Consider the following 24,644-nt stretch of genomic DNA (forward strand, 5'->3'; position numbering starts at 1 on the left):
TGATGTGGCGAAATGTCACCAACGGCGATTTTCGCCGGCTCGTCGCTTTTGCGACTTAAACCTGGGTTAAGCTCGGAGCTGGTGGAGCGCCTTACGTGACAGCGGGTCTGTCCATTTCGCGCATTCGCCCAACAATCGCTAGTCAAAGCCAGCACTCGGGAGACGTCCATGACCCCTGCAGACATCGACGACATTCCCAAGCAGAACCCTTGTGCACAATGTGGCACACCGATCCCGTTCCCTGACTGGATCGAGCCGGGCGAAGGGCGCGTCTCCTATCTCTGGACCTGCCACGCCTGCAATTACCGCTTCGAGGCGGTGGCGATCTTCCCGCACGAGGCGATCGAGCACCCGCCGCTCGCGGCTTGATCAGGCGGCAAGGCACGGCGCCTGCGAGACCGGCAATCGCATCCGCACGATCAGGCCGCGCGGGGCGCGGTCATGCAGCGACAGCTCGCCGCCGTGGCCGAGCGCGATTGCGCGCGCGATCGACAGGCCGAGCCCGAAGCCGGTGGAGTAGTCCATGGTGCGCGCGTCGTCGCCGCGCGCGAACGGCTCCAGCATCTCCTGCTTGCGCGCATCCGAAATGCCGGGGCCGTCGTCCTCGACGTCGATGACGAGCATGGTGTCCGAGACGTCAAGGCGGATCGTCACCTCGGCGCCGAAGCGCACCGCGTTCTCGACCAGGTTGGTGACGCCGCGATGCAGATCGTCGGGCCGCGCGGCGGCGGTCGCGGACGCCGGCCCGACATAGTGCACGACATGGCCTATGTCGCCGAACTGATCGGCGACGAGCTGGAGCGTGCTGGCGATGTCGACCAGCGTCACCGCCTCGACCTTGCGGTCGTCGCGCAAGAGCGACAGCACCGATTCCAGCATCGCGCGCATCTGGTCGAGATCCATCAGCATGCGCTTGCGGTTGGCTTCGTCCTCGATGAACTCGGCGCGCAGGCGCAGCCGCGTGATCGGCGTGCGCAAATCGTGGCTGATCGCGGCCAGCATCCGCGTGCGGTCCGACATCAGCCGCACGATCCGCTCGTGCATGCGGTTGAGCGCGCGCGCCACCGCGCGGATCTCCTCCGGGCCGCGCTCGGGCAGCGGCTCGGCGGCGCCCTCGAGGCTGAAATTCTCCGCCGCCGCGGCGAAGGACGACAGCGGTCTCGTCAGCGCGCGCGCCGCCCACAGGCCGAGCACGGTGACGCAGATGAAGGCGCTCATCAGTGCCATCAGCCAGGGCGCGCCAGAGAACAACGGCCGCGGGGCGCCATCGACATGGCCCGCGATCACGGTGCCGTCGGGCAATTGCACGCCGATACGGGGCTCGATGCTGCCTGAAGCCAGCCGTCCGGTCTTGTAGGCGCGGCCGAGATGGCGGCGCATCCAGCGCAGATGCAGGCTGTCGCTCTCCGCGAGATTGGCCGTGCCGGGCGCCAGCATCTCGATGCCGAGCCCGGGGAAGGCGCGCGCGAGATCGGTGACGAGGCGCGGACGCTCGCTCGCCTCCGCCGCCTCGAGCAGCAGCGCGGCATCGGCCAGTTGATGCGCCCGGTCCGGCGGGGCATCAGGGCGGTCCTGCCGGATAATCAGGAAGGCGGTGGTGATGACGAGATGGAGCGCCACTGTCGAGGCCAGCACCAGCGCGGCGATCTGCCCGCCGATACCCTTGAGGTGGAAGAACGAGAACGGCTTCATCGTCGTCCCCCTCAGCTGCTCACGGGCACTGCGGTCGCTTCGGCGCTTGCTGCCTCGGTTTTCGCGACCTCGGTTCGTGGCGTGAACAGATAGCCGCCGGAGCGCACCGTCTTGATCAGGGTGGGATCGGCCGGATTGGGCTCGATCTTGCGGCGGATGCGGCTGACCAAGACGTCGATGGACCGCTCGAACGCGCCGGTGTTGCGCCCGTGCGTGAGGTCGAGCAGGCTGTCGCGCGACAGCACGCGGCCGGGCCGCTCGCAGAACGTGCGCAGCAGGTCGAACTCGGCGCTGGTCACCGCGACGCGCGCGCCTGCGGGATTGCGGAGCTCGCGCAAGCGCAGATCGATGCGCCAGCCTTCGAAGGTGAGCGCGGAGGCACCGTCGACCGAGCTCGCCGCTTGCGCGGCCGCCTGGCGGCGCAGCACCGCGTTGATGCGGGCGAGCAGCTCGCGCGGGTTGAACGGCTTCGGCAGATAATCGTCCGCGCCCATCTCGAGGCCGACGATGCGGTCGACGTCCTCGCCGCGCGCGGTCAGCATGATGATCGGCGTCTGGTTTTCGGCGCGCACCTTGCGGCACAGGCTGAGGCCGTCGTCGCCAGGCAGCATGACGTCGAGGATGATGAGATCGACGCGGTGGTCGGCCATAGCGCGCGACATCTCGCGGCCGTCGGCGACGGCGGTGACGTTGCAGGCGTTGCTGCGCAGGTATTTCGCAATCAGCGTCCGGGTTTCGCGGTCGTCCTCGACGACCAGGATGTTGGGATTGGGAATGGCCATGGACCTTGTTTGTCCAAAATTCCGGCCAAAAGGCGAAGATTTTTGTTTCGAATTGTTTCTACCGCGCGGTCAGCAACGGACGGCAATCGCCCCACCGCCGAGCGGCAAGCTCTCGTTAAGGCCGTTAACCATACCGTGGCGTGGTCCGCGGCGAAACCCGCAAAACCAAGGGAGCCATCATGACCTCAATCTCGGCGGCCTCCGCCGGCAGCTATCAATCGCCACTGCAACGGCTTCAGCAGGAATTGCAGTCGCAAGTCTCCGCCGGCACGATCTCGTCGTCGGACCAGTCCGCGCTCTCGACGGCGCTGACGGATATCGACACGGCGCTCCAGCAGAGCCGATCGAGCGGCCAGTCGAGCGGCGCGCCTCCCTCCAAGGACGAGATGCAGTCGAAGATCGAGGACCTCATCTCGAGCGAAGTGTCGAACGGGACGCTGACCTCCGAACAGGCCGAGGAGCTGAAAAGCGTGTTTCAGTCCGCCTTCGCGCGTGGACTAGGCGGTCCGCCGCCGGACGACGGCTCTTCGGATTCGACGACGACGGATTCGACGAGCAGCAGCTCGACGGACCAGACCACCGCCGAGATCCTCCAGCAATTCCTCCAGGCGCTGCAGCAATCGCAATCGTCAGCATCCTCCTACGGTGCCAATGGCAGCTCAACCGGCAATTCGAGCTTCGCCGCGCTCCTGATCGACTACAAGAGCTGACCTCGGCGACGCCGGGTCGGCGCGGTCCTCGCCGCGGTCCTGCCTTGCCGCAATGCGCATGATCCTCGGCGGGGAACCGTGCATCGCAAAATGTTCCTGAGTGACGCAGGAACAGTTCGCGCATGGCGCGACGAAATTGCGGCACGCACGGAACTGCGCCCGATCAGAGCGGTTTTCTCCGCACGAGTTTTTTGTGAAGGAGAGGACAACAATGTTGATGAAATCGATCGTCACCGGCCTCGCCGGTACCGCGCTACTTGCGACCGTCGCAATCGCGCAAACGCCGCCCGCCGCCACCACCGACAAGGCGGCCCCTGCGGCCACCGCAACGACCACGACGGCTTCCGGCCAGTGGCGCACCTCGAAGATGGATGGCCTGAAGGTCTACAACGAGGCCAACGAGAACATCGGCACGATCAATGACCTGCTGATGGACAAGAACGGTGACATCAAGATCGCCGTGATCGGCGTCGGCGGCTTCCTCGGCATGGGCGAGCATCTGGTCGCCGTGCCCTATGAGAAGCTGAAGTTCGTCAACGAGCCCGTCGCCTATACCGGCACCGGCGCGAACACCGGCGCCCGGCCCGCCGGCACGACGACCGGCGCTGCGACCGGTACCGACAGGCCTGCCGCGACCGCATCGACGTCGTCCGCGTCAAAATGGTACCCGGACCACGCCGTGTTCAATGCCAGCAAGGACGAGCTGAAGAACATGCCGCAGTTCAAGTACGCGGAGTAATGCGGCTCGCGTAACTGCCTGAACGAAGCGCGCCTGGTTTTCACCGGGCGCGCTGTCATGTCTTTAACTTCCTCAACCCCCGCTGCCCTTGAGCCGTTCATTGCGTCGGCGCAGGGCTTCCAGGGTGGCGAGCAAGATGACCGAGACGGTCGTCAAGATCACGGCCGCTGCCGTGATGGTCGGGCTGATGTTCTCGCGGATGCCGCTGAACATCTCGCGCGGCAGGGTGCGCTGCTCGGGACCCGCCATGAACAGCACGATCACCACCTCGTCGAAGCTGGTTGCGAACGCGAACAGCGCGCCTGATGCCAGACCCGGCAGGATCAGCGGCAGGATCACGCGACGGAACGCGTAGATTGGCGAGGCGCCGAGCGAGGCGGCCGCGCGTGCCAGATTAGTGTCGAAGCTCTGCAGCGTCGCCCCGACCGTGATCACTACGAAGGGCGTCGCCAGCGCGGTGTGAGCCAGGATCAGGCCGAGATAGCTGCCGGTCAGCCCGATCGGCGCGAAGAAGAAGTACAGGCCGACCGCGGTGATGACCCCGGGCACAACCACCGGCGACAGCACGAAGGCCAGCACGAGCGGCTTGAACCGGCTCTTCCACTGCGCCAACCCCAGCGCGGCCAGCGTGCCGAGGACCATGGACAACAGCGTCGAGGCGACGCCGATGATCACGCTGTTCTTGAGCGAGTTCATCCAGCGCGGCGAATTGACGAAGTCGTCGTACCAGCGCAAGGAAAGGCCCGGCAGCGGATAGGTGAGGTACGAGCTGGAACTGAACGACAGCGGCATGATCGCAAGGATCGGCGCGATCAGGAAGATGAACACCAGCGTGGAGACAACGATAGTCGCGGTCCACGCGATGCGCTGGCTGGGGGTGCGCAAGGAGGAATTGTCGCTCAATTCTTCATCCCTCCCGTGACCTGCTGGCCCTGCACCAGCTTGCCGTAGACGAGAGCGAGCAGAACGGTGGCGAGCAGCAGCACCGCGCCCAGCGCCGAAGCAAGGCCCCAATTGGCCGTCTCGGTCGTGTAGAGGGCGATGAAGTAGCTGATCATCTGGTCGGCGGCGCCGCCGACGAGGGCCGGCGTGATGTAGTAGCCGAGCGCCAGGATGAAGACGAGCAGGCTTCCCGCGCCGATGCCAGGCAGGGTCTGCGGCAGGTAGATCCGTAGGAAGGCGGTGAGGGGCGGTGCACCGAGCGAAGCGGCGGCACGCATGTAGGCGGGCGAGATCGCCTTCATGCTGCTGTACAGCGGCAGGATCATGAACGGCAGCAGAACGTGGGTCATGGCAACGCAGACGCCGAAGCGGTTGTAGATCAGGCGCAAGGGTGCGTCGATGATGCCGAGCCAGAGCAGACTATCGTTCACGACGCCCTTGCTCTGCAACAGGACGATCCAGGCGCAGGTGCGAACCAGGAGCGACGTCCAGAACGGCAGCAGCACGAAGATCATCAAGAGGTTCGACCGGCCGGGCGGCAGCGTCGCCAGGAGGTAGGCGACCGGAAAGCCGAGAATCAGGCAGAGGGCCGTGACAGCGAGGCTGATGAGGAAGGTGCGGAGGAAAATGTCGCGGTAGATGGCCTGATCCGGTGGTGCGGCGACGATCGCGCCGTCGGCGTTTCGCGTCAGGTCGAGCGCGGCGAGCAGGTAGAAGCCGGTGATCGGGCCGCCGGCGTCCTTGATCGTGGTCCAGGTGGCGCGTTCGCGCCAGGCGGGGTTGATCCTGCCCAGCGTCTCCCTGGCCGTACCGGGCTCAGGCACCGCCTTCAGATTGCGTCCTGTGCTGGTCAGGATCGTGCGGAAGCCGTTCAGCGCGTAGTTGAGCCGTTTGGCCGCAATCGCAAGGGTGCCGGCGGCGCGCGCCGCCAGGATGTCGCTTGCAAGCGCCGCATAGGCGTTTTCATCCGGCAAGTCCTTGCCGTCCCAACTGGCAAGAGCAGCGACCGTTTGCGGCAGGACCCGACGCACCTCCCAGTCCTCGACCGAGCGCCACAGCATGCCGGCGATGGGACCTGCGAAGGTGAAGAGCAGAAACAGCAGAAGCGGCAGGACCAGCGCCAATGCCTTGACCTGGCGTGTCCGCTCCGCACGCCTCAATCGGCGTTTGAGCGGCACCTCAGTCTTGTTATCGGCGCCGAGCGCGGGCGCTGCTGTCATGGAGAAAGCCTCTTGGAGCAGCCTGAGCAAGCGCCTCGTCCTTCGAGACGACCGCTTCGCGGTCTCCTCAGGATGAGGCTCATTGACATTGGTGCCAGTAACGTCGCTGCCACAGACTCAGACCTCATCCTGAGGGCCCGCCATAGGCGGGCGTCTCGAAGGATGCGCCACGGGCGAGTTGTCCGCGCGCACCTCTAGCTGCTCCCGCTATTTCGCGGCCCATTTGTTGAAGCGCTCGGTCAGGCGGTCGATGTTCTCGAGCCAGAAGGCCACGTTGATCTCGACCGCGTTCTTGATGTTATCAGGCGCCGTCGGCAGGTCCTTCAGGACGGCGGGCGCGAGCCGGCCGGCGGCATCCTTGTTCGAAGTGCCATAGGCAATGTTCTCCGACAGCTTGGACTGGTTCTCCGCCTTTCCGACGAAGTCCAGGAACTTGTAGGCCGCATCCTTGTTCGGGCTCCCCTTCAGGATGACCCAGCTGTCGAGGGTGAAGAGCGCGCCGTCCCACACCATGCCGAAGTTCTTCTTCTCGTTCTTGTTCGCGGTGTCGATGCGGCCATTGTAGACCGAGGTCATCGCCACCTCGCCGGAGGCGAGCAATTGCGGCGGCTGCGCGCCGGCCTTCCACCAGACGAGGTCGCCCTTGATGGTGTCGAGCTTCTTGAAGGCGCGCTCGATGCCTTCGTCGGTCGCCAGCACCTTGTAGACGTCCTTCGGTGCGACGCCGTCGGCCATGAGGGCGATCTCCAGCGTGGTCTTCGGGCCCTGGCGCAGCGCGCGCTTGCCCGGAATCTTCTTGGTGTCGAAGAAGTCGGCCCAGCCTTTCGGGGCCTCCTTCAGCTTGTCCTTGTCGTAGCCGAGGACGAAATCGTAGAGGATGGCGCCGACGCCGCAAGGATTGACCGACGGCGGGATGTAGGCGGCCTCGCCGCCGATCTTGGAATAGTCCAGTTTCTCGAACAGGCCTTCCTCGCAGCCGACCGCGAGCTCATCGCTCTCGACCTGGACGACGTCCCAGGTGGCGGCGCCTCCCTGCACCTTGGCGCGCAGCACGCCGACGCCGCCGTCCCAGGATTCGTCGTTCATCGCGATGCCGGATGCTTTCTTGAACGGCTCGAAATAGACCTTCTTCTGGGCCTCCTGATACGCGCCGCCCCACGAGACGACAGTGAGGTCACGCGCTTCTGCGACATTGGTCAGCGCGACACCGGCGCCCAATGCCGCGGCGAAACCCAGAGCAATCTTGCGCTTCAGCATGGTCTTCGTTCCTTCTTCATGTGAGTTGCGTTGACATTGATTGTTTCAGTTTCGTCGCCGGCAGATCAGACGGGATCGAGGGCGAGGCAGTCTTCCGGGCGGAAGGTGATGAACACGCTTTCGCCAGGTCTTAGGCCGTGATGCGCTCCCGGCTGAAGCTTGACCATGAACTCGGCGTTGCCGGCCACATCCAGCACGGCCAGCGCGTGGTCGCCGAGATAGATGGTGTTCTGCACTTTTGCCGGCAGCCGGTTCGGTCCCTCACTGGAATTGCCATTGGGAATTATTGCGACACGCTCCGGCCGCACCGACAGAGAGGTCGATGCGCCTGCGCCTGACACGTTGACCGCCCGTGCGGCGACTGTGCCGCCACCGGCCAGCGCGACGCGGCAATAATCCCTCTCCACGGTTTCCACGGTGCCGGCGAGCACATTGTTCTCACCGATGAAGTGGGCGACGAAGCTGTTCACGGGATGCTCATACAGCGCGTCGGGGCGGTCGATCTGTTGCACGATGCCGTCGTTGAATACGGCGATGCGGTCCGACATCGTGAGCGCTTCGCTCTGGTCGTGGGTGACATAGACGATCGTGATGCCCATCGTCTCGTGCAGCTGCTTGATCTCCAGCTGCATCTGCTCCCGCAGCCGCTTGTCCAGTGCGCCCAGGGGCTCGTCCATCAGCACGAGCTGCGGATTGAACACCAGCGCGCGGGCCAGCGCCACGCGTTGCTGCTGACCGCCGGACAATTGCCCGGGCCGCCGGTGCGCAAAAGTTTCCATCTTGATCATGCGCAGCGCCGCGCTGACGCGCTCTTGCGTCTCCGCCTTGCTCGACTTGCGAACCGAGAGCGGGAAGGCGATGTTTTCCGCGATCGTCAGGTGCGGAAACAGCGCGTAGTTCTGGAACACCATGCCGATGTCGCGCCTGTGCGGCGGCACGTTCTTGATCGGCCGCTCGCTGAGGTAGATCTCGCCATGGGTCGGCACCTCGAAGCCGGCCAGCATCATCAGCGTGGTCGTCTTGCCCGATCCCGACGGGCCGAGCAGGGTGATGAATTCGCCCTTCCTGATGTCGAGGTCGAGGTTCTTCACCACGAGATGCTCGCCATCATAGGTCTTTTGAATGCCGGAAAAACGCACCAGCGCCGGCGCAGGCGTGACCATGCCGGCTTCCATGTTGTCCTCGCGTTGTCCCCTACAATGCGCGTGCGAGATTAGCATCCTGCAGCGAGAATGCCAGCGGCGCAAGCGACGAGGAATTGTGCGGGTCCGGCGAGTGGCGGGACAACCGCCTCTGACGGGTGGCGGCGCCTGCACGCACGCCTCGTCCTTCGAGACGGCGCTTGCGCGCCTCCTCAGGATGAGGCTCATCGGCGTCCGTGCTCGTTGCAACAGCTGCCGCGCACTCCGCCCTCATCCTGAGGAGCCCGCCCAAGCGGGCGTCTCGAAGGATGGCCGCAGGGAAGAGCTCTCACATGCGACGGCCCTGCGATGCGCAGGGACGCGCTACATCCCCGACAGCTTCGTCACGAATACGTTCAGCGAGCCGCCGGCTTCCGCGACCACGCGCAGGGTCTTGGAATCGAAGGCGAGGTCGGCGAGAGTGAGGCTGTCGATCCTGGCCTCGACCTTGAGGCCGTCCTCGCTCTTCTGGTAATCGGCGATCGCGGCGGCGATCTTCTCGCGGGCGTTGGCGGCGATCGGCTTCAGATCCAGGGTTGCCCTCTGCAGCAGCGCCTGCTGCATCTGCGGGACGACTGCGCGTGCAGCGGCGCCCAACAGGCCGAACGCGGCCTCGGATTCCACCGCGAGCTGGATGTCGGTGAGCCGCAGCGTCTGTTGCGCCTGGTCGAGCACCGGCCGGCCCCAGATGTGCACATTCGCCTCGGCGCCGAGGCCGAACCAGCTCCTCTTCTCCTTGGCGCGCACCAGAAGTGAGATCAGCAGCTGGTCACCCGACGGGATGACGTTGGCGCTCTTGACGGTGACGTCGACCGGGCCGGAGCCGTCCTCCGGATAGGTGCGGCCGACCATCTGCGCTGCGATCAGCTTGTTGATCTCGGTGAAAGGCACGTCGATCGGCACGCCGATATTCACGCCTGTGCCGGTCGGCGGCACGATCGAGATCTTGTCGGGAAACGGGCAGTCCGGCTTGGTCGGCGTCGAGGTCACGCGTGTCTCGGCTTCGAGGCCGAGCAGCAAGGTCACGGCCTGCGCATCGACGCGCGGCTGTGCCGCGATCGCGCGCACCGGCTTCATCTCGAGCCAGAGCGGCGGCAGCGCCGCCGAGGCGCTGGATCCTTGCAGCGGGATCGAGCGGCAGGCCTTGATCCATTGCGCCTTGGCATTCTCGCGCAGGCTGGGATCGTTGCGGATGCGCTCGGAGACGGCGTTGATCTGCTCGCCGACGGTCTTGTCGATCAGCGGCTTGACCTGCGCGGGCACGTTGACCTTGGCGCCGGCGACGTTGAGGTTGGTGTCGCCGAGATTGACCTGGGCGCCGAGATTGGGCTCCAGATACCAGGCGGCGGCGAGCTTCGGGCGCGAGGTGACGACGACGTTGCCCTTGATCTCCGCGCTCGCGTTCAGGTTCTTGATGTTGACCGCGCCGATCCGCTTCGCGGCGTCGCCGCCGAGCACGCTGCCGAGCGCATCGCCAAGCGCGCCCGTGGCTTTCGACGACAGCGAGCCGGTCACGTTGAGCTTGCCGGTGAGCGGGGTCGAGATCGTCAGCACGTCCTTGTCGCCGGCTGCCGCCATCGGGCCCCGGACGGCGGACCAGCCGATATCGGCATTCTCCAGGATCTGCGAGATCGGGTTGTCGGCCTTGCCGGCGAAATTGCGCGGCGCGGCCTTCTCGGCCTGCTCGCGGATGGCCGACAGCGCGATGGCGACCGGCGCGATCACGATGGAGCTCTTCGAGGCCGGCGGCAGCGGCGGCAGCTGTGCGACCGGCGGCGCCGAATTCGTCGCGCGCGGCGCCAGCCAGTCCATCGCCTTCAGGCTGATGAAGAACGACGCCGCGAGCACCGCGACACCGATCAGGATAGTCTTCAGATTCCACGTCAGACGCATCAATCCCCCAAGTCGCCCCGACGGGGATTCTACAGGGCGGTCGAGGAGGGCGCTAGAGCGCACCCGTTGGGTGGAATTGGGGCGAACAGGTTACGGATTGTGAACGCGCCGTCGGCGTGCCGTCACGCCAGGCGCAAGGACTAACGCGCGATGCGATTAGGATGAATCGTCATCGCGCTTTAGGTTGTTGTTTGCGCATGATCTTTTCGGAAAACCGCTTCGCACTTTTCCGGATCGTGCTCTAGCTTTGCCGCGGGCGCCGGACCGCTCTCACCTTGCCGCGATTGCCGCCGCCGCAGAAGAAACGGTCACCGCCGTCCGATTCCAGGCCCGACACGATCGTGCCGGCGGGCATGTCGATCTGCTCGATCACTTGTCCCGTTTCCGGATCGATCCGACGCAAATCGCTCTGTTCGTTCTCCCAGGTGCCGTGCCAGAGCTCGCCGTCCACCCAGGTCACCCCGGTCACGAAGCGCTTGCTCTCGATGGTGCGGAGGATCTTGCCCGTTTCGGGATCGATCTGATGGATCTTGCGCTCGCGATATTGTCCGACCCAGAGCGAACCCTCGGCCCAGGCAAGGCCGGAATCGCCGCCGCCGCCCGGCGCCGGAATGGTGCCGAGCACCTTGCCCGAAGCCGCATCGATCTTCTGGATGCGGTCCTCGGCGATCTGGAACAGGTGTCGTCCGTCGAACGCCGTTCCGGCATGCGCGGCGACGTCGATGGAGCGGTCGATCCTGCCGTCGGCCGGATCGAGCGCGTTCAACTTGTCGCCGGAAGCGAACCAGACGCGCGTGCCGTCATAGGTGACGCCATGCACGGCCTCGACGCCTGGAAAGGGTCCATACTCCGTGACGATCTCGGCGGCTGAACGTTTCATGTGCTTGCTCCCTGTGCTTAACGCGCATCCTACGTCTTCAGGAGCGGCGTGGGGAGTAACAAGCCTGTCGGGAAACCCGGAACGGGCGGCGTCATCCAGCGGCGCGCCCGTCCGTGTCCGAACGACTGCACCTTGCCCGACCGCGCCAGCTCCTCGAGCGCGCGCTGCACGGTGCGCGGACTGATGCGAAGCGCAAGCGCGAGCGCCGAGCTCGACCATGGCTCGCCGTCGGTAAGAAAGGCGAGGACGGCGGCGTGCTTCTCCTCAACGGGCCGCGCCAGCACGAGGACGTCGCGCGTCTTCCGCGGCGCCAGCACGAAGCCCTGCTTCGTCGCGCTGATGTCGGCCAGCGGTGCGAGCTTGGTGCGGAGCCGTCCGATCTCGACGCGCAGGCGCGCGCGGTGCGATTCGTCGGCGTGCCTGGCTTGAAAGGCGCCGGATATCAGCGTCTCGCGCGAGACATCCGCAGGCCATGCCTGGGCCAGGAGACGCGCGAGCGCGAACAGCACGGGACGCGTTCCGAGCGACACCGCGACGCCTTGCCTGCGCACGACGTGATGAAAGGTATCAACGACCAGCGCCGTCGAGGTCGCCAGACGTTCGACCTCTCCCAGCAACAGCGGATGTTCGCTGCCGCGGGCGATCAGGCGCGCTGCCGGCGTGTCGAGGATCAGGCTCGCGCTGTCGACCTCGGCCACGAGCGCCGGAATGTCTGCAAGGCGCGCTGCGTGAGCCGCGCGGCCGAGCGCCGTGCGCGCGTCGTTCGTTCTGAGCCGCCTGATGGCGATGCCGGCGAGCACGAGCTCCCGGACGACCTGCGACGCGGGCGGGAGCATGGCGGGACGGACTTCGGCGAGCGTGCGCTCGGCCTCGTCGAGGCGACCGACCAGAAGCAGGCGGCGCGCCTCGACATGGCCCGCATGGGCGGCATTGACGAGATCGCCGTGCTGTTCGAGCGTCGCGCGTGCCGCGGCGAGCGTCTTCACCGGCCAGTTCAGATCGCGCGAGACCAGCGCGATCTCGGCTTCGGCCACCAGGCATCTTGCGCGTGCCACCGCCTCGCGCGGACCGAAGGCGCGCGCGGCGGTGCGCAGCAGCAACTTGGCCTTGGCGAGATCGCCGAGCTGCGCCATTGCGATGCCGCGCAGCGCCAGCGACGGCGCATCGTTGCGCAGCGCGACGCGGTTCAGGGCGCCGAGCGGATCACCGGCCTCTAAGGCGCGCGCAGCGGCAGTGATCAGCGATTCCATGTCAATCCCGCCACACTTGTTACTCCCACCGCGCAACCGCTTGGTGCCAGAAATCGTTGGCAGGACGTCGAGCAAAAGCTTTGGAGAGTCATGATGACATCAGCAGAAAAAGCAGGAACCAACGGACACACCGCCATGCAGACCCCACCGGTGGTGTCGCCGCAGGACTGGGAGGAGGCCCGTCTGCAGCTGCTCGTAAAGGAGAAGGCGCATACCCGTGCCCGCGACGCCCTGGCCGCCGAGCGGCGCCGCATGCCGTGGATGGCTGTCGACAAAACCTATGCGTTCGAGGGGCCCGGCGGCAAGCTCAGTCTGCACGACCTGTTCCAGGGCCGGCGGCAGCTGATCGTCTATCGCGCCTTCTTCGAGCCCGGCGTGTTCGGCTGGCCCGATCAGGCCTGCCGCGGCTGCTCCATGGTGGCCGACCAGGTCGCCCATGTCTCGCATTTGAATGCCCGCGACACCACGCTGGTGTTCGCCTCGCGCGCGCCGCAAGCCGACATCGTCAGGCTGAAGCAGCGGATGGGCTGGATCATGCCTTGGGTCACCATCACCGACAGCTTCGATGCCGATTTCGGCGTCGACGAATGGCACGGGACGAATGTGTTCTACCGCGACGGGACGCGCATCTTCCGCACCTATTTCGTCAAGAGCCGCGGTGACGAGCAGATGGGCGGGACCTGGAACTATCTCGACATCACCCCGCTCGGCCGCCAGGAGGTGTGGGAAGATTCGCCGGAAGGTTACCCCCAGACCCCGACCTACAAATGGTGGAATTGGCACGACAGCTACACCGAAGGCGCCGCGCCCGACAAGCGATGGGTGGAGATCTCGGACGCCGGCGAGAAAGCCTTCCGCGAGGAGGCCGCGGGGGAGCGGAAATGACCGGTCCGGTCAGCGCGGTCCCCGGCGCCAGCCCCGACGGCGTCGCGACCGCGCGCCACCTCGCCAGATGGCTGGCGCTGGCGGCCACGCCGACCTTCGCCATCATGGCCGTACTGACGGCTTTGCCCGGGGGTGGGCCCGCGGAGATGCTGTGCGGCGCCGGGCAGGGCTCTCTGCTCGGCGGGATGGTGCCGATGTATCTCTTGATGAGCGCGTTCCACGCCGCGGCGTGGCTGAGGCTGATGGCGGGGCGCGGTCAGCCGGTAAGCGCGCCGCCGGTGTGAACGCCTCGTCCTTCGAGACGACCGCTCCGCGGTCTCCTCAGGATGAGGCTAATCGACATCGGAGCCGCGGCTAGAGAGCTGCCCCGCACTCAGGCCTCATCCTGAGGGCCCGCCGGAGGCGGGCGTCTCGAAGGATGATGTGATCCTCGCTTTGCCAGCTCATGCAGCCTGGCGAAGTCGCCGCGCATAAACGCTTCCTTCTTCGCGCGGCTCCATTTCTTGAGCTTGCGCTCGCATTCGATTGCGTCGGTGATGCGATCGAACCATTGAGAGAAGACCAGAGTGACGGGTCGACGAGACTTTGTGTAGCCCTCGAACGTGCCGGCGTTGTGCTGCGCGACTCTGATCTCGAGCTCGGTGCGGGTCGTGCCGATGTAGTACCTGCCGTCCGCGCATTGGAGAATGTAGAGGTATGCGCCGTCTGTCATCGTGAACGCCTCGTCCTTCGAGACGACCGCTTCGCGGTCTCCTCAGGAAGAGGCTAACTGACGTTCCAGGCTTGCTGCAAGGATGAGGCCGCGCACGCAGCCCTCATCCTGAGGAGCCCGCCGGAGGCGGGCGTCTCGAAGGATGGCCGCACCTCGCAAGCCAATTGCCCCACGGTGGCGCCTTCTATTGCGTTCCGCCCGCCGCTTGCAGATACGCAACCACCTTACCCGCTTCGTCCTTCGAGATGCCGCCATAGGGCTGCATCTTGTGGCCGGACACGACCTCGTCCGGCTTGACCATGAAGCGGGTGAGCTTGTCCTGGTCCCAGGCGAAGCCGGCTTCTTTCATGGACGAGGAGTAATTGTAGTCCGGCAGCGAGCCGGCCTTGCGTCCGACGATCTTGTTGAGATTGGGACCGAGGCGATTGTCGCCTTCCTTCATGGAATGGCAGGTGCGGCAGGAATTGTTGAAAGCCTGCTTGCCGGCGTCGTCAGGCGCGGGTTGCTGCGCGAGCGAGGCGGGCGCGGACACGAGCAGCGTCAGTGCTCCGGCGCCGGCGAGGGCGTGCAGCCATGGGCTTGACGAGGGTTGCCTTCGTGGTCGCATTTGCGCCTCCATCGGGGATTGCGCCGCAACAGGCGCAACGGGATGTCAGGGCAAACGAAAACGGCCCCGGTGGGTTCCGGGGCCGTTCGCGTTACGTTGTCCTGTCGCTTCAGCGGCTCGCGGCGCCGAGGTCTGCGCGGCGCTCGGTCATCGGCAGCACGATCACTTTGGTGCCGACGTTGACGCGGGAATAGAGGTCGGTGACGTCCTCGTTGGTCATGCGGATGCAGCCGGAGGACACGCGCTTGCCGATCGTTTCGGGGGCGTTGGTGCCGTGGATACGGTAGATGGTGCCGCCGAGATACATGGCGCGCGCGCCAAGCGGATTGCCGGGGCCGCCGGCCATGTGGCGCGGCAGATAGGGCTGGCGGGCGATCATTTCCGGCGGCGGCGTCCAGGCCGGCCACTCGGCCTTGCGGCTCACCGACTGGATTCCGGACCAGGTGAAGCCGTCGCGGCCGACGCCGATGCCGTAGCGCAACGCCTGGCCATTGCCGAGCACGTAATAGAGATAGGTGTTGGGCGTATCGATGATGATCGTGCCCGGCGCTTCGCGCGTCGCGTAAGAGACGGTCTGGCGGCGGAAGCGGGCCGGCAGCTCGACCGCGTCCTGATCCTCGGGCTCGGTCTGGTAGGTCGGCGCCTGATAGGGCTGATACGACGGCTGATACGGCTGCAGCGGCTGCGGCGCGGTCATCGGCGGCAGCGGCTGGAAGAACGGGAAGATCTGCACCGGCGCGGCCTTGGCTGCGCCAGCGAACGTGATTGCGGAGACCGCGACGGCACTGAGTGCAACGGCGCGCGAAAACGTCTTGAACGTGTCCAGATTGAACATGTGATCGCCCCTGTTTGCTCGGTGTTTTGCTCACCGCGGCACCGTTGCGGCGCTCCGTTGCCTGAATTCCTAACGGCAAAACGTTTCGGGACATTTGCGCGGAAAACCGAAAACGGTTTCACGGCGGCAAGAATTGTTTCATGACAGTTTCGTGGCCCGCCGGCTCGTTAACGAACAAAACAGCGCGCCGACACTTCTGTGACGTCACACGCCTGAAATATCCTTCGTTGATGGTCGATGCCTGAGAATCATCAAACTCTCGGGATTTTCCCATGCGGGTATTAATCGCGACGGACGCCTGGCATCCCCAGGTCAACGGTGTGGTCCGCACCCTGACCTCCCTGGCGAATGCGGCCAAGACCCTCGACGTCGAGATCGACTTCCTCACCCCCGACGGCTTTCCGTCCTGGCCGCTGCCGACCTATCCGGGCCTGCGCTTTGCGCTGCCTTCGGCGAAGGAGATCGCGCGGCGGATCGAGAAGGCCGCGCCGGAGGCGCTGCATATCGCGACCGAGGGCCCGATCGGCTGGGCGGCGCGCGCCTATTGCCGCCGCAACCGGCTCGCCTTCACCACCTCCTACACGACGCGTTTTCCGGAATACGTCTCGGTGCGGACCGGCATCCCGGCGGGCGTCGGCTATGCGGTGCTGCGCCACTTCCACGATGCCGCCGCCATGACCATGGTTGCGACGCCCTCGCTGCGGCAGGAGCTGTCCGAGCGCGGCTTCAAGCGGCTCGGCTTCTGGACGCGCGGCGTCGACACCGGGCTGTTTCATCCCGACGCTCCGGCACAGCTCGACCTGCCGCGCCCGATCTTCATGACGATGGGGCGCGTGGCGGTGGAGAAGAATCTCGAAGCGTTCCTCTCGCTCGACCTGCCCGGCACCAAGGTCGTGGTCGGCGACGGCCCGCAGAAGGCGGCGCTGGAGAAGAAATATCCGGACGCAGTCTTCCTCGGCGAGAAGAAGGGGGCGGATCTCACCGCGCATCTCGCCGCGGCCGACGTATTCGTGTTTCCGAGCCTGACCGACACCTTCGGCGTGGTGCAGCTCGAGGCGCTCGCCTGCGGCACGCCGGTTGCGGCGTTTCCGGTCACGGGCCCGAAGGACGTCATTGCCGATCACCCGATCGGCGCGATCGACCACGATCTGCGCACCGCCTGCCTGCGCGCGCTCACGATGTCACGCGAGACCTGCCGCAACTTCGCGCTGGAGCGCTCCTGGGAGAACAGCGCGCGCCAGTTCGTCGGCAACCTCACCTCACTGCAGCCCAGCCGCTCCTTGCGCGCCTCGCCTCGCATGGCGCGGCGGCCGGTGCGCGGCTGACCGTTTATTCGAACCACAGCGAGAACCTCATCGATGGCTAAGATCATGAACCTTGACGGCACCCAGCAGCTCGACCTCACGCGCGGCACGGTCGAGCAGGCCTATGACCGCTGGGCGCCGGTCTACGATCTCGTGTTCGGCGGCGTGTTCGCCAAGGGCCGGCAGGCCGCGATCGCGGCCACCAACAAGATCGGCGGCCGCGTGCTCGAGGTCGGCGTCGGCACCGGCATCTCGCTGCCGCTCTACGCGCCGAACCTGCGCATCTTCGGCACCGACATCTCGGAAGCGATGCTGGACAAGGCGCGCCGCCGCGTGACGGAGCAGAAGCTGAAGAACGTCGAGGGCCTCGCGGTGATGGACGCCGAGAAGCTCGAATTCCCCGATAATTCCTTCGACGTCGTGATGGCGCAATACGTCGTCACCGCCGTGCCGAACCCGGAGAAGGCGCTCGACGAATTCGCCCGCGTGCTGCGTCCGGGCGGCGAATTGATCATCCTCACCCGCGTCAGCGCCGACACCGGCATGCGCCGCTTCATCGAGCAGAAGCTGCAGCCGGTGGTGCGTCCGCTCGGCTTCCGCACCGCCGAGTTCGCCTGGTCGCGCTACGCCAAATGGCTCGCCGGCGCGCACGGCATCGAGCTTGCCGAGCGCCGCTTGATTCCGCCGCTGGGACACTTCTCGCTGGTGCGCTTCCGCAAGGTCGACGTCGCCAAGGCGGCGTGAGCTTACGCGTCTTTCGTGCGTCATCGCGCCGCTGCACATCGTCACATGACAAAATGATGATGTCACACGGTCTACATCGAATCTCTGTAAATCCTGAACCCGAAAGCATTTTGGGGATGAGCATGATCAAGAACTATCTCGAGCAGCTGCGGATCCAGCGCTGGGACGACCATCGCTACTATCACCACAGCCGCATCAATCAGAGCCTGCACTTCGTCAGCGCGCTGAGCTTCCTCTTTGCCTATGTCTGGCTGTTCATCGATCCCGTCGTCTCGGCGCTGGTCGGCTGGCTGGTGTCGATGACCTCGCGCCAGGCTGGTCACTTCTTCTTCGAGCCGCACACCTACGACCACATCAACCAGGCGACGCACGAGTACAAGGAAGAGATCAAGGTCGGCTACAATTTGCAGCGCAAGGTGGTGCTGATGGCGATCTGGGCGCTGTCGCCGCTGGTGCTGGTCGTCGACCCCACCCTGTTCGGCATCTTCACGCCCTGGCAGAGCGCGACCGACTTCATGCGGCAGGTGGCGAAGATCTGGCTCGTGGTCGGCGGCGGCGGCCTGCTGTTCCGCACCGTGCATCTGTTCTTCATCCGCGACGTCGAGACCGGCCTCGTCTGGATGACCAAGATCCTGACCGATCCGTTCCACGATTTGATGCTCTATCGCGGTGCTCCGCTCGCCCTGATGCGCGGCGAGCTGATGGATCCCGGCCTGCACCTCAATCCCGAGCACACGCTGGGCTTCATCGACGAGCCCGTGCTCGAAGAGCAGCACGCTTGAAGCGCGCGGCGCACGCGACACGCTCCGATGTCTGATGGCTACGTCATGCCCGGCCTTGTGCCGGGCATCCACGTGTTCGGGGCTGCGAACGCGGTGCTTCCTTCACCTCTCCCCGCGTGCGGGGAGAGGTCGAATTTGCGCGGAGCGCAAATTCGGGTGAGGGGGGCTATCCGCGGGGGTGCTGCCAGATTGTCGTGCGTCAACGCTCACCGCACGCGCGGAGAGTCCCCCTCACCCCGACCCTCTCCCCGCAAGCGGGGCGAGGGAGAAGGGCGAGCGGTGATCGGGGCCAAGTGTCAGAAAGCCTCAGCGGCCGAAGCGCTTGGCCAGCATCTCCTTCAGGATCTGCCGCTTGATCTGCTTGTTGGTGAGCGAGCCGTCGTGCCACCAGAAGCCGTCGGCCTTCATCTTCTGCGTGGCGCGGACGAAGCGGTCGGCGACTTCGGTGAAATCGGCGTCGGTGTAGTTCAGGCTGAAGATCAGCCGGCCGGTGCCGACCCAGCTCAACGCCAGGCCCTCGGCGCGCAGGTAATATTGCAGCATCCAATTGTAGCGGGACGGCGTGGTGTATTTCACCGTCCAGATCGAGGAGAAGTTGGCGAAGCGCACCGGCAGGTCGGCATCCTGCATCATCTGGTTGAGCTTCTTCACGCGCCCGTTCCAGGTCTCCTCCAGCCCATCATAAACGCCGCGGAAGTTCGGGCTGGCGAGGCGGCTCAAGAACTCGTCCATCGCCGTCATGACGTAGGGGTGCGAGTTGAAGGTGCCGCGGGCGAAGCAGATGTCGGCGGGGCGGTCGTCGCGGAAGCGCCGCATCAATTCGCGCTTGCCGCAGACCACGCCGACCGGCAGGCCGCCGGCGAGGCTCTTGCCGTAGGTCACCATGTCGGCGCGCACGCCGAAATACTCCTGGGCACCGCCGGCAGCGAGGCGGAAGCCGACGAAGACCTCGTCGAAGATCAGGACGATGCCGCGCTGGTCGCAGACCTCGCGCAACTTCTTCAGCCATTCGGTGTAAGCCGCGCGATCGAAATGGCCTCCGCGCGAGGAATCGACCAGCGAGGAATCGCCGGGCGCGTTGGCGTTGGGATGCAGCCCCTGCAGCGGGTTGACCAGCACGCAGGCGATGTCCTTGCGCGTGCGCAGGACATGCAGCGTCTTCTCCGACATTTCGGCGAGGGTGTAGGTCTCATGCGCAGGAATGGGATTGCCGACGCCGGGCTGCACGTCGCCCCACCAGCCGTGATAGGCGCCGGCGAAACGAACCAGGTGCGTGCGCTTGGTGTGGTAGCGCGCCAGCCGCACCGCCTGCATCACGGCCTCGGTGCCGGACATGTGGAACGAGACCTCGTCGAGGCCAGAGATCTGGCAAAGCCGCTGCACATTCTCGAGGATGACGGGATGGTAGGGGCCGAGCACGGGGCCGAGCGCATGCGCGCGCTTCTCGGCGCCCTCGATGCACTCCTTGTAGAAGTCGTTGCCGAAGATGTTGACGCCGTAGGATCCTGTGAGGTCGTAAGCAGTGTTGCCGTCAACGTCGGTGACGGTGACGCCGCGCGAGGATTCCATGAAGGTCGACGTGCCCAGATGCTCGCGGACGAGACGCGAGAACTGGAACGGCACGCGGTAGCTTTCGGTGAAGTTGAGATCGGAGATCGTCTCCGCGGCCTCCTTCGTCATCGCGCGACCCTTGGGGTAGCGCTCGGCGTAAAGCCTGGCGAGACGGAAGAAGGCGTCCTTGCGCTGCGCGGCGATGTTCGCCGGCGCGCCGTCGCAGGCGAAGTATTGATCACCTTCGAACTCGTAGAACGGCAGCAGCCGCGCCACCCGGCGCGACATCTTGGAGTGCCCTGCGAGCGAGCGGTGCTTGGCGCGGGAGAGCTCGACCCGTGCCTTGATCTTCGGGAGGACGGCAGCAGCAGATGCTGCGGCGGCCACGGACATCGAGAGAATCGGGAGTGTCGTTTCCATGACAACAAGCGCTAAACCTGCGAGCTGACAGATTCATGACAGTCAAAGCCCTCATCGCCTCTTTCACCCAGCAGGAAGACCTCAACTTCCTGTTGACCAACCGCATCCCGCGCGCGGCCCTGACCCGCTTCATGGGCTGGTTCTCCAAGATCGAGAATCCCCTGGTGCGGGATTTCTCGATCGCGCTGTGGAAGCTGTTCTCCGACCTCGATCTGTCGGAGGCGCGCAAGACGCAGTTCAGCAGCCTGCACGACTGCTTCACCCGGGAGCTGAAGCCGGGCCTGCGGCCGTTCGATCCCGATCCTGCGGTGGTGGCGAGCCCTTCGGACGGCATCGTCGGCGCTCACGGGAAAATCGCGGACACCGAACTGTTCCAAGTCAAGGGCGCGCCCTATTCGCTGCTCGATCTCGTCGGCGATTCCGCGCTGGTCGAGCAGCACCGCAACGGCTCTTTCGTTACGCTGCGGCTGACGTCGAGCATGTATCACCGCTTCCATGCGCCTTATGACGCGCACATCGAGCGGGTCACGCTGATCCACGGTGACGTCTGGAACGTCAACCCGATCGCGCTCAAGCGCGTCGAGCGTCTGTTCTGCAAGAACGAGCGCGCGGTGATCCGCACGCATTTGTCGACCGGCGAAGCCGTGACGCTGGTGCCGGTGGCGGCGATTCTGGTCGCGAGCATCCGCCTGCACTTCCTCGACATGGTGCTGAACGCGCAGACGCGCGGCCCGGTCAATTTTCCCTGCGACGTCAACGTGAGCAAAGGCGAGGAGCTCGGCTGGTTCGAGCACGGCTCGACCATCATCATCCTCGCGCCCGGCGATTTCTCGTTCTGCGACGGCATTGCCGAGGGCACGCGCATTCGCGCCGGTCAAGCGCTGCTCAGGAGAAAGTAGCCTTCAATCCGCCGCCCCCGCCGCCTATATCGTCGGGCGGGGACGATTCGATCGATACGGATGTGACGATGGCGCGGGCGCCGGTCATGGCGGCGGGTGGTATTGTGTTGCGGCGCGCGCCGGTGCCGCTGGTTGCAGTCGTGCGTCAGCGCAAGCGCAACGAATGGGTCCTGCCCAAGGGCAAGCTCGACGACGGCGAGACGCCGAGGGAAGCCGCGCACCGCGAGGTGTTGGAGGAGACCGGCCACGACGTGGCCGTGCACGAATTTCTGGGCACGCTGGTCTATCAGTCCGGCGGGCGCTCCAAGGTCGTGCATTACTGGCGGATGGAGGCCGACGGCGGGCCGGTCCGCAAGCTGATGAACGACATCAAGGCGGTCGACTGGCTGACGCTGGACGACGCGATCGCCCGTCTGTCGCGCGAATACGAACGCGTCTTCCTGACTCAGATCGGACCGATCGCGCTCGCGGCGGCAGGGCTGGCGCCTCTGTTCGCCCCGGAGCAGGTTTCCGAGCCGGTGTCGCCGTTGGCGAAAGACGACATCCATGCATCTTTGCAGACGCTGACACAAGCGGAAGCAGCTTCCGTCGATGAATTGCGGCACGGCCTGTTGCGGAAGGTGAAGGCTTGGCTGCGCGGCGAAGCGTGAGTTACTTACGCGCAATTTCAGTGCGGCATTGAAGGTGCACCCTCTCCCCTTGTGGGAGAGGGTGGCTCGCCGCAATAGCGGCGAGACGGGTGAGGGGTCTCTATCCTCACGAACGGTCTTGCGAGTCGAGAGAACCCCTCATCCGGCGCTTCGCGCCACCTTCTCCCGCAAGGGGAGAAGGAAGACTACCGCCGCTCCTTCTCCTTCGGAGCGGGCGCGGGTCTGTGCGGCGCTGCGGGACGTTGCGCGGCGGGGAGGCGTGGCTGCAAGCCGCCGGGGCGCTGCATACCTGGTTGTTGAGCCGGAGGCTGGCCCGGTTGCAATCCTGTGCGCGGCAATGGCTGCTGCGGACCTGTTTGCTGTGTCCCGCCCGGTTGCGGCGGCACGATTCCTCCGGGCTGAATCTGTCCACCACGCTGCGGCAGGGTCTGCGGTACGCGTGGACGGCCGGCACCTTGCGGCTGCATGCCTTGCTGTAGTCCCTGCCGGCTCGGCGTGCCCGGCTGCTGCTGACCCGGACGATTGTCCTGTCGCGGCTGGACGTTCGGTCGTTGCGGCTGCCGGCCTGGGGTTGTCGTCGGCCGCAATTGTTGCTGCTGCGGCGGTTGTGCCGGCCGCGGAATGCGGCTGAGCGCAGCCGGATTGGCGCGACGGAAGTCGCGCTGCTCGATGACGATCTGCCGGCCCGCAGTCTGCGCCAGATGCACCTGGCCGACGAAGCCGCGGTCGCGCGCGATCTGCTGCGCGGGAATTATGATCGGCACGGCAGCAAAGCGCATGCCGCCAGCCGTGGCTGCGCCCGCTCGGATCGCAAAGCCGCTCGCGGCTTGCGTCAGCGCGCCGAGCCGCGCGCCGCTCGCGCGTTCCTCGACATCGATGTGGCCGACCCGGCCGTCGGCGTCGGGATAGAGCTTGATGTTGACGTTGCGCGCCCGGTTCGCCGCCGCCCCTTCGGGCACGTCGACGACCCCGGTGGTGCCGCGGATGCCGAGCGTTGCCGTCGGCGTCGTGATCTTCATGTCGCCCGTCTTCGCCACCGCGGCCGCCACGAAGGCAACCGTGCCCTTGCCGACGTCGAAGATCGCCGAATTCTGCTTGCCGCCGTCGTCATAGACGTAATTGTCGATGGTGATCTTCGCGCTGGCCGAGAGGTTGAACGTGGTGGCGTCGTTGAAGGTGATGCCGAGCGCGGAGTTCGACGAGGTCTGCACGATGTCGTTGAGATAGATATCGTCGCGCACGCGCAGCGGATAGGAATTCTTGTCGCGGATCACGGTCGCGATCCCCGTCACGGTCGCGACGTTGCCGATCGGCTCGACGGCGGGGGGCTGTGCGTCTGCAGACGGTGCCGGCGTCGCCGTCGGCGTCGGCGAAGGCGCGGGCGTTGGCTGGGCTTGCGGTTGCGCCTGTGCGAACTCGATCGTCTCGGATGCGCACGCTACACCAGCGCCTGCCAGCGGCAAGGCCAGCAGGGCGAGCGCGAATACGAGGCGGCGCCAAGCCAGCATTGATGTCACGAAGGAGTCCCGGTGAGAGCGTGAGGCGAGATCGGGCGATTTCAACGGGGTGTGGCTGAATGGTGGATGAACGTCTGTCGTCGGGGCAGGGGCTAGCTATCCTTCCGTCATGGCCGGGCTTGTCCCGCCTGCACGGACGAAGCCGCTACGGCGCGGCGAAGGCACGGCCATCCACGTCTTGATTGCGGTACGAAGAACGTGGATGCCCGGGACAAGCCCGGGCATGACGAAGAGTTGTCTACTTTTCGCGATGCGCTCCGCGGGTCAGCTCACGCGCTTCCAGGTCTGGCCGCCGCAGAACATGCCGCCGAAGGCGCAGCCTTGCACGCGCATCGTATTCGGACCTTTCATCGAGATCGTGGAGTCGTAGTTGCGGCCGGAGTTGGGATCGCGAATGCGGCCGCTCCACTTCGATCCTTCGGGCTTCATGTTGATCAGGATGCGCTCATTGGTCTTCTCGGCATAGCCGCAGAGATTGGCGCCACACTGCTCGACGCGGACATTGCCCTTGTTCTCTTCGGTCGCCCAGATGCCGATCGGCGAGTTCGCTGCGGCCACGGGCGCGGCAGCCACCGGAGCCGGCGCGGGAGCCGCGGCGACGGGAGCGGGGGCGGCAACAGGGGCAGGCGCAGCAACAGGAGCAGGCTGCGAGCTGTCGAAGCCGACAGAAGGAGCGGCGGCAGCGGTCGCGGCTGGGGCAGCGGGCGCGGCTGGCGCTGCCGGCGCAGTCGCTTGCGGCACGGGCTGCTGCTGCACGGGAGCCGGCGTGGGTTGCGCCGTCGTGGGCGCCGGAGCCGGCGTGGTGTCGTCGTCATCGTCCTTGGAGCCGCCAAGACCCTTGAGGTTGATGTTGTTCAGCTTGATCGGCTTGTCCGACAGGCCCGGCGCGACGATGGTCACGCAATTGAGCGAAGCGCAGTTGCGCGGCGTCTCGATGCGGATGTGCTGGCCCTCGATCTGGAACGAGATCGAATTGCCGGCATGCGCGGCGGCGGTCGAAGCCAGGAAGAGGGCGGTGGCGGCGATGGAGAGCTTGTTCATGACAACCTCCGAAAATAGCGCGGTCCCGATATGGACTGGTGTCGCTGGTGAATGAAGCGTGGTTCGACCCTAAGCCGCGGCGGTCGGGCGTTCTGTGATGGGCGTCACAACGAGCGAACAACGCCTGGGTGATGCAGCGCACATTCAGCCT

Annotated in this window: 25 protein-coding genes; 10 read left to right on the forward strand and 15 right to left on the reverse strand. The window is 65.7% G+C overall.

The window, feature by feature from the left end; translation table 11 throughout:
* Positions 1 to 168 precede the first annotated feature (168 nt).
* The gene (locus I6F16_RS09675; protein ID WP_036013259.1) at positions 169 to 369 is read left to right on the forward strand and encodes a hypothetical protein; all 201 of its coding nucleotides are present in this window, start codon (positions 169 to 171) and stop codon (positions 367 to 369) included.
* Here the strand turns inward: I6F16_RS09675 and I6F16_RS09680 are convergent, their stop codons facing one another.
* Both I6F16_RS09680 and I6F16_RS09685 read right to left on the reverse strand, forming a co-directional pair.
* Positions 370 to 1,692 (reverse strand): ATP-binding protein, encoded by a 1,323-nt coding sequence (locus tag I6F16_RS09680; RefSeq protein ID WP_225173635.1) that lies wholly within the window; start codon positions 1,690 to 1,692, stop codon positions 370 to 372. It abuts the gene before it with no gap.
* An 11-nt stretch (positions 1,693 to 1,703) separates the two neighbouring features.
* Positions 1,704 to 2,474 carry a response regulator gene (locus tag I6F16_RS09685; RefSeq protein ID WP_225112552.1) on the reverse strand — a complete coding sequence of 257 codons (771 nt, stop codon included), beginning with the start codon at positions 2,472 to 2,474 and terminating at the stop codon, positions 1,704 to 1,706.
* A gap of 179 nt (positions 2,475 to 2,653) precedes the next feature.
* On the opposite strand from I6F16_RS09685, the gene I6F16_RS09690 reads away from it, so the two are divergent.
* Positions 2,654 to 3,184, forward strand: coding sequence for a hypothetical protein (locus I6F16_RS09690; protein ID WP_225173636.1), 531 nt, complete (start codon positions 2,654 to 2,656; stop codon positions 3,182 to 3,184).
* Positions 3,185 to 3,395: 211 nt separating this feature from the next.
* Entirely contained in the window at positions 3,396 to 3,923 is a 528-nt protein-coding gene (locus I6F16_RS09695; protein WP_036013268.1) for a PRC-barrel domain-containing protein, read from the forward strand.
* Positions 3,924 to 3,995: 72 nt separating this feature from the next.
* Here the strand turns inward: I6F16_RS09695 and I6F16_RS09700 are convergent, their stop codons facing one another.
* The 7 genes from I6F16_RS09700 to I6F16_RS09730 form a co-directional block, all read right to left on the reverse strand.
* Positions 3,996 to 4,826, reverse strand: a complete 831-nt coding sequence (locus I6F16_RS09700) for an ABC transporter permease (RefSeq protein ID WP_036013270.1) — start codon at positions 4,824 to 4,826, stop codon at positions 3,996 to 3,998.
* Positions 4,823 to 6,085: an ABC transporter permease gene (locus I6F16_RS09705; protein ID WP_225112554.1), complete on the reverse strand. Its 1,263-nt coding sequence runs from the start codon at positions 6,083 to 6,085 to the stop codon at positions 4,823 to 4,825. The genes I6F16_RS09700 and I6F16_RS09705 overlap by 4 nt, the downstream gene beginning before the upstream one ends.
* Positions 6,086 to 6,292: 207 nt before the next feature.
* Entirely contained in the window at positions 6,293 to 7,342 is a 1,050-nt protein-coding gene (locus I6F16_RS09710) for an ABC transporter substrate-binding protein (protein WP_036013275.1), read from the reverse strand.
* 65 nt (positions 7,343 to 7,407) lie between these two features.
* Entirely contained in the window at positions 7,408 to 8,517 is a 1,110-nt protein-coding gene (locus I6F16_RS09715; protein ID WP_225173637.1) for an ABC transporter ATP-binding protein, read from the reverse strand.
* A gap of 330 nt (positions 8,518 to 8,847) precedes the next feature.
* The gene (locus tag I6F16_RS09720) at positions 8,848 to 10,416 is read right to left on the reverse strand and encodes a DUF4403 family protein (protein ID WP_225173638.1); all 1,569 of its coding nucleotides are present in this window, start codon (positions 10,414 to 10,416) and stop codon (positions 8,848 to 8,850) included.
* Between the two features lie 241 nt (positions 10,417 to 10,657).
* Positions 10,658 to 11,296 (reverse strand): glutaminyl-peptide cyclotransferase, encoded by a 639-nt coding sequence (locus I6F16_RS09725; protein WP_225173639.1) that lies wholly within the window; start codon positions 11,294 to 11,296, stop codon positions 10,658 to 10,660.
* A gap of 29 nt (positions 11,297 to 11,325) precedes the next feature.
* Positions 11,326 to 12,546, reverse strand: coding sequence for a helix-turn-helix domain-containing protein (locus I6F16_RS09730; protein ID WP_225173640.1), 1,221 nt, complete (start codon positions 12,544 to 12,546; stop codon positions 11,326 to 11,328).
* Between the two features lie 90 nt (positions 12,547 to 12,636).
* Between I6F16_RS09730 and I6F16_RS09735 the strand changes: the two genes are divergently transcribed.
* Positions 12,637 to 13,431, forward strand: a complete 795-nt coding sequence (locus I6F16_RS09735) for a thioredoxin family protein (protein ID WP_225173641.1) — start codon at positions 12,637 to 12,639, stop codon at positions 13,429 to 13,431.
* A complete protein-coding gene (locus I6F16_RS09740; RefSeq protein WP_225173642.1) occupies positions 13,428 to 13,715 on the forward strand; it encodes a hypothetical protein in 288 nt (95 codons plus the stop codon). The genes I6F16_RS09735 and I6F16_RS09740 overlap by 4 nt, the downstream gene beginning before the upstream one ends.
* An 89-nt stretch (positions 13,716 to 13,804) precedes the next feature.
* Here I6F16_RS09740 and I6F16_RS09745 read toward each other — a convergent pair whose 3' ends face one another.
* From I6F16_RS09745 to I6F16_RS09755, 3 genes are all read right to left on the reverse strand, one after another.
* Positions 13,805 to 14,143, reverse strand: a complete 339-nt coding sequence (locus tag I6F16_RS09745) for a GIY-YIG nuclease family protein (protein ID WP_225173643.1) — start codon at positions 14,141 to 14,143, stop codon at positions 13,805 to 13,807.
* Between the two features lie 184 nt (positions 14,144 to 14,327).
* Positions 14,328 to 14,762, reverse strand: coding sequence for a c-type cytochrome (locus I6F16_RS09750; RefSeq protein ID WP_225173644.1), 435 nt, complete (start codon positions 14,760 to 14,762; stop codon positions 14,328 to 14,330).
* Positions 14,763 to 14,859: 97 nt separating this feature from the next.
* A complete protein-coding gene (locus tag I6F16_RS09755) occupies positions 14,860 to 15,585 on the reverse strand; it encodes a L,D-transpeptidase (protein ID WP_109144693.1) in 726 nt (241 codons plus the stop codon).
* 272 nt (positions 15,586 to 15,857) lie between these two features.
* On the opposite strand from I6F16_RS09755, the gene I6F16_RS09760 reads away from it, so the two are divergent.
* The 3 genes from I6F16_RS09760 (at position 15,858) to I6F16_RS09770 (ending at position 18,415) form a co-directional block, all read left to right on the forward strand.
* Positions 15,858 to 16,910 (forward strand): glycosyltransferase family 1 protein, encoded by a 1,053-nt coding sequence (locus I6F16_RS09760; protein WP_057026948.1) that lies wholly within the window; start codon positions 15,858 to 15,860, stop codon positions 16,908 to 16,910.
* A 33-nt stretch (positions 16,911 to 16,943) separates the two neighbouring features.
* A complete protein-coding gene (locus I6F16_RS09765) occupies positions 16,944 to 17,633 on the forward strand; it encodes a methyltransferase domain-containing protein (RefSeq protein ID WP_036003432.1) in 690 nt (229 codons plus the stop codon).
* 122 nt (positions 17,634 to 17,755) lie between these two features.
* Positions 17,756 to 18,415 carry a membrane protein gene (locus I6F16_RS09770; RefSeq protein WP_025034507.1) on the forward strand — a complete coding sequence of 220 codons (660 nt, stop codon included), beginning with the start codon at positions 17,756 to 17,758 and terminating at the stop codon, positions 18,413 to 18,415.
* 306 nt (positions 18,416 to 18,721) lie between these two features.
* Here I6F16_RS09770 and I6F16_RS09775 read toward each other — a convergent pair whose 3' ends face one another.
* Positions 18,722 to 20,386 carry an aminotransferase class III-fold pyridoxal phosphate-dependent enzyme gene (locus I6F16_RS09775; protein ID WP_225173645.1) on the reverse strand — a complete coding sequence of 555 codons (1,665 nt, stop codon included), beginning with the start codon at positions 20,384 to 20,386 and terminating at the stop codon, positions 18,722 to 18,724.
* 35 nt (positions 20,387 to 20,421) lie between these two features.
* Here I6F16_RS09775 and asd point away from each other — a divergent pair, with 35 nt between their 5' ends.
* Together asd and I6F16_RS09785 are read left to right on the forward strand one after the other, a co-directional pair.
* Positions 20,422 to 21,285, forward strand: coding sequence for an archaetidylserine decarboxylase (gene asd, locus I6F16_RS09780; protein WP_036003438.1), 864 nt, complete (start codon positions 20,422 to 20,424; stop codon positions 21,283 to 21,285).
* A 68-nt stretch (positions 21,286 to 21,353) separates the two neighbouring features.
* A complete protein-coding gene (locus I6F16_RS09785) occupies positions 21,354 to 21,935 on the forward strand; it encodes an NUDIX hydrolase (RefSeq protein ID WP_036028428.1) in 582 nt (193 codons plus the stop codon).
* A gap of 185 nt (positions 21,936 to 22,120) precedes the next feature.
* Here the strand turns inward: I6F16_RS09785 and I6F16_RS09790 are convergent, their stop codons facing one another.
* Entirely contained in the window at positions 22,121 to 23,443 is a 1,323-nt protein-coding gene (locus tag I6F16_RS09790; protein WP_225173724.1) for a FecR domain-containing protein, read from the reverse strand.
* Between the two features lie 273 nt (positions 23,444 to 23,716).
* Positions 23,717 to 24,493, reverse strand: coding sequence for a DUF2147 domain-containing protein (locus tag I6F16_RS09795; RefSeq protein WP_225173646.1), 777 nt, complete (start codon positions 24,491 to 24,493; stop codon positions 23,717 to 23,719).
* Between the last annotated feature and the right edge of the window lie 151 nt (positions 24,494 to 24,644).

Origin of the sequence: Bradyrhizobium sp. IC4060 (assembly GCF_020193715.1) — a bacterium.
Taxonomy (GTDB): Bacteria; Pseudomonadota; Alphaproteobacteria; order Rhizobiales; family Xanthobacteraceae; genus Bradyrhizobium; species Bradyrhizobium yuanmingense.

Excerpts from the sequence above, each read along its gene's own strand:
- I6F16_RS09795 (WP_225173646.1), bottom strand. The coding sequence starts at position 24,493 with ATGAACAAGCTCTCCATCGCCGCCACCGCCCTCTTCCTGGCTTCGACC.
- I6F16_RS09695 (WP_036013268.1), top strand. The coding sequence starts at position 3,396 with ATGTTGATGAAATCGATCGTCACCGGCCTCGCCGGTACCGCGCTACTT.
- asd (WP_036003438.1), top strand. The coding sequence starts at position 20,422 with ATGACAGTCAAAGCCCTCATCGCCTCTTTCACCCAGCAGGAAGACCTC.
- I6F16_RS09745 (WP_225173643.1), bottom strand. The coding sequence starts at position 14,143 with ATGACAGACGGCGCATACCTCTACATTCTCCAATGCGCGGACGGCAGG.
- I6F16_RS09715 (WP_225173637.1), bottom strand. The coding sequence starts at position 8,517 with ATGGAAGCCGGCATGGTCACGCCTGCGCCGGCGCTGGTGCGTTTTTCC.
- I6F16_RS09740 (WP_225173642.1), top strand. The coding sequence starts at position 13,428 with ATGACCGGTCCGGTCAGCGCGGTCCCCGGCGCCAGCCCCGACGGCGTC.
- I6F16_RS09685 (WP_225112552.1), bottom strand. The coding sequence starts at position 2,474 with ATGGCCATTCCCAATCCCAACATCCTGGTCGTCGAGGACGACCGCGAA.
- I6F16_RS09725 (WP_225173639.1), bottom strand. The coding sequence starts at position 11,296 with ATGAAACGTTCAGCCGCCGAGATCGTCACGGAGTATGGACCCTTTCCA.
- I6F16_RS09680 (WP_225173635.1), bottom strand. The coding sequence starts at position 1,692 with ATGAAGCCGTTCTCGTTCTTCCACCTCAAGGGTATCGGCGGGCAGATC.
- I6F16_RS09765 (WP_036003432.1), top strand. The coding sequence starts at position 16,944 with ATGGCTAAGATCATGAACCTTGACGGCACCCAGCAGCTCGACCTCACG.
- I6F16_RS09710 (WP_036013275.1), bottom strand. The coding sequence starts at position 7,342 with ATGCTGAAGCGCAAGATTGCTCTGGGTTTCGCCGCGGCATTGGGCGCC.
- I6F16_RS09690 (WP_225173636.1), top strand. The coding sequence starts at position 2,654 with ATGACCTCAATCTCGGCGGCCTCCGCCGGCAGCTATCAATCGCCACTG.
- I6F16_RS09760 (WP_057026948.1), top strand. The coding sequence starts at position 15,858 with ATGCGGGTATTAATCGCGACGGACGCCTGGCATCCCCAGGTCAACGGT.
- I6F16_RS09730 (WP_225173640.1), bottom strand. The coding sequence starts at position 12,546 with ATGGAATCGCTGATCACTGCCGCTGCGCGCGCCTTAGAGGCCGGTGAT.
- I6F16_RS09705 (WP_225112554.1), bottom strand. The coding sequence starts at position 6,085 with ATGACAGCAGCGCCCGCGCTCGGCGCCGATAACAAGACTGAGGTGCCG.
- I6F16_RS09750 (WP_225173644.1), bottom strand. The coding sequence starts at position 14,762 with ATGGAGGCGCAAATGCGACCACGAAGGCAACCCTCGTCAAGCCCATGG.
- I6F16_RS09770 (WP_025034507.1), top strand. The coding sequence starts at position 17,756 with ATGATCAAGAACTATCTCGAGCAGCTGCGGATCCAGCGCTGGGACGAC.
- I6F16_RS09755 (WP_109144693.1), bottom strand. The coding sequence starts at position 15,585 with ATGTTCAATCTGGACACGTTCAAGACGTTTTCGCGCGCCGTTGCACTC.
- I6F16_RS09735 (WP_225173641.1), top strand. The coding sequence starts at position 12,637 with ATGATGACATCAGCAGAAAAAGCAGGAACCAACGGACACACCGCCATG.
- I6F16_RS09675 (WP_036013259.1), top strand. The coding sequence starts at position 169 with ATGACCCCTGCAGACATCGACGACATTCCCAAGCAGAACCCTTGTGCA.
- I6F16_RS09790 (WP_225173724.1), bottom strand. The coding sequence starts at position 23,443 with ATGCTGGCTTGGCGCCGCCTCGTATTCGCGCTCGCCCTGCTGGCCTTG.
- I6F16_RS09720 (WP_225173638.1), bottom strand. The coding sequence starts at position 10,416 with ATGCGTCTGACGTGGAATCTGAAGACTATCCTGATCGGTGTCGCGGTG.
- I6F16_RS09775 (WP_225173645.1), bottom strand. The coding sequence starts at position 20,386 with ATGGAAACGACACTCCCGATTCTCTCGATGTCCGTGGCCGCCGCAGCA.
- I6F16_RS09785 (WP_036028428.1), top strand. The coding sequence starts at position 21,354 with ATGGCGCGGGCGCCGGTCATGGCGGCGGGTGGTATTGTGTTGCGGCGC.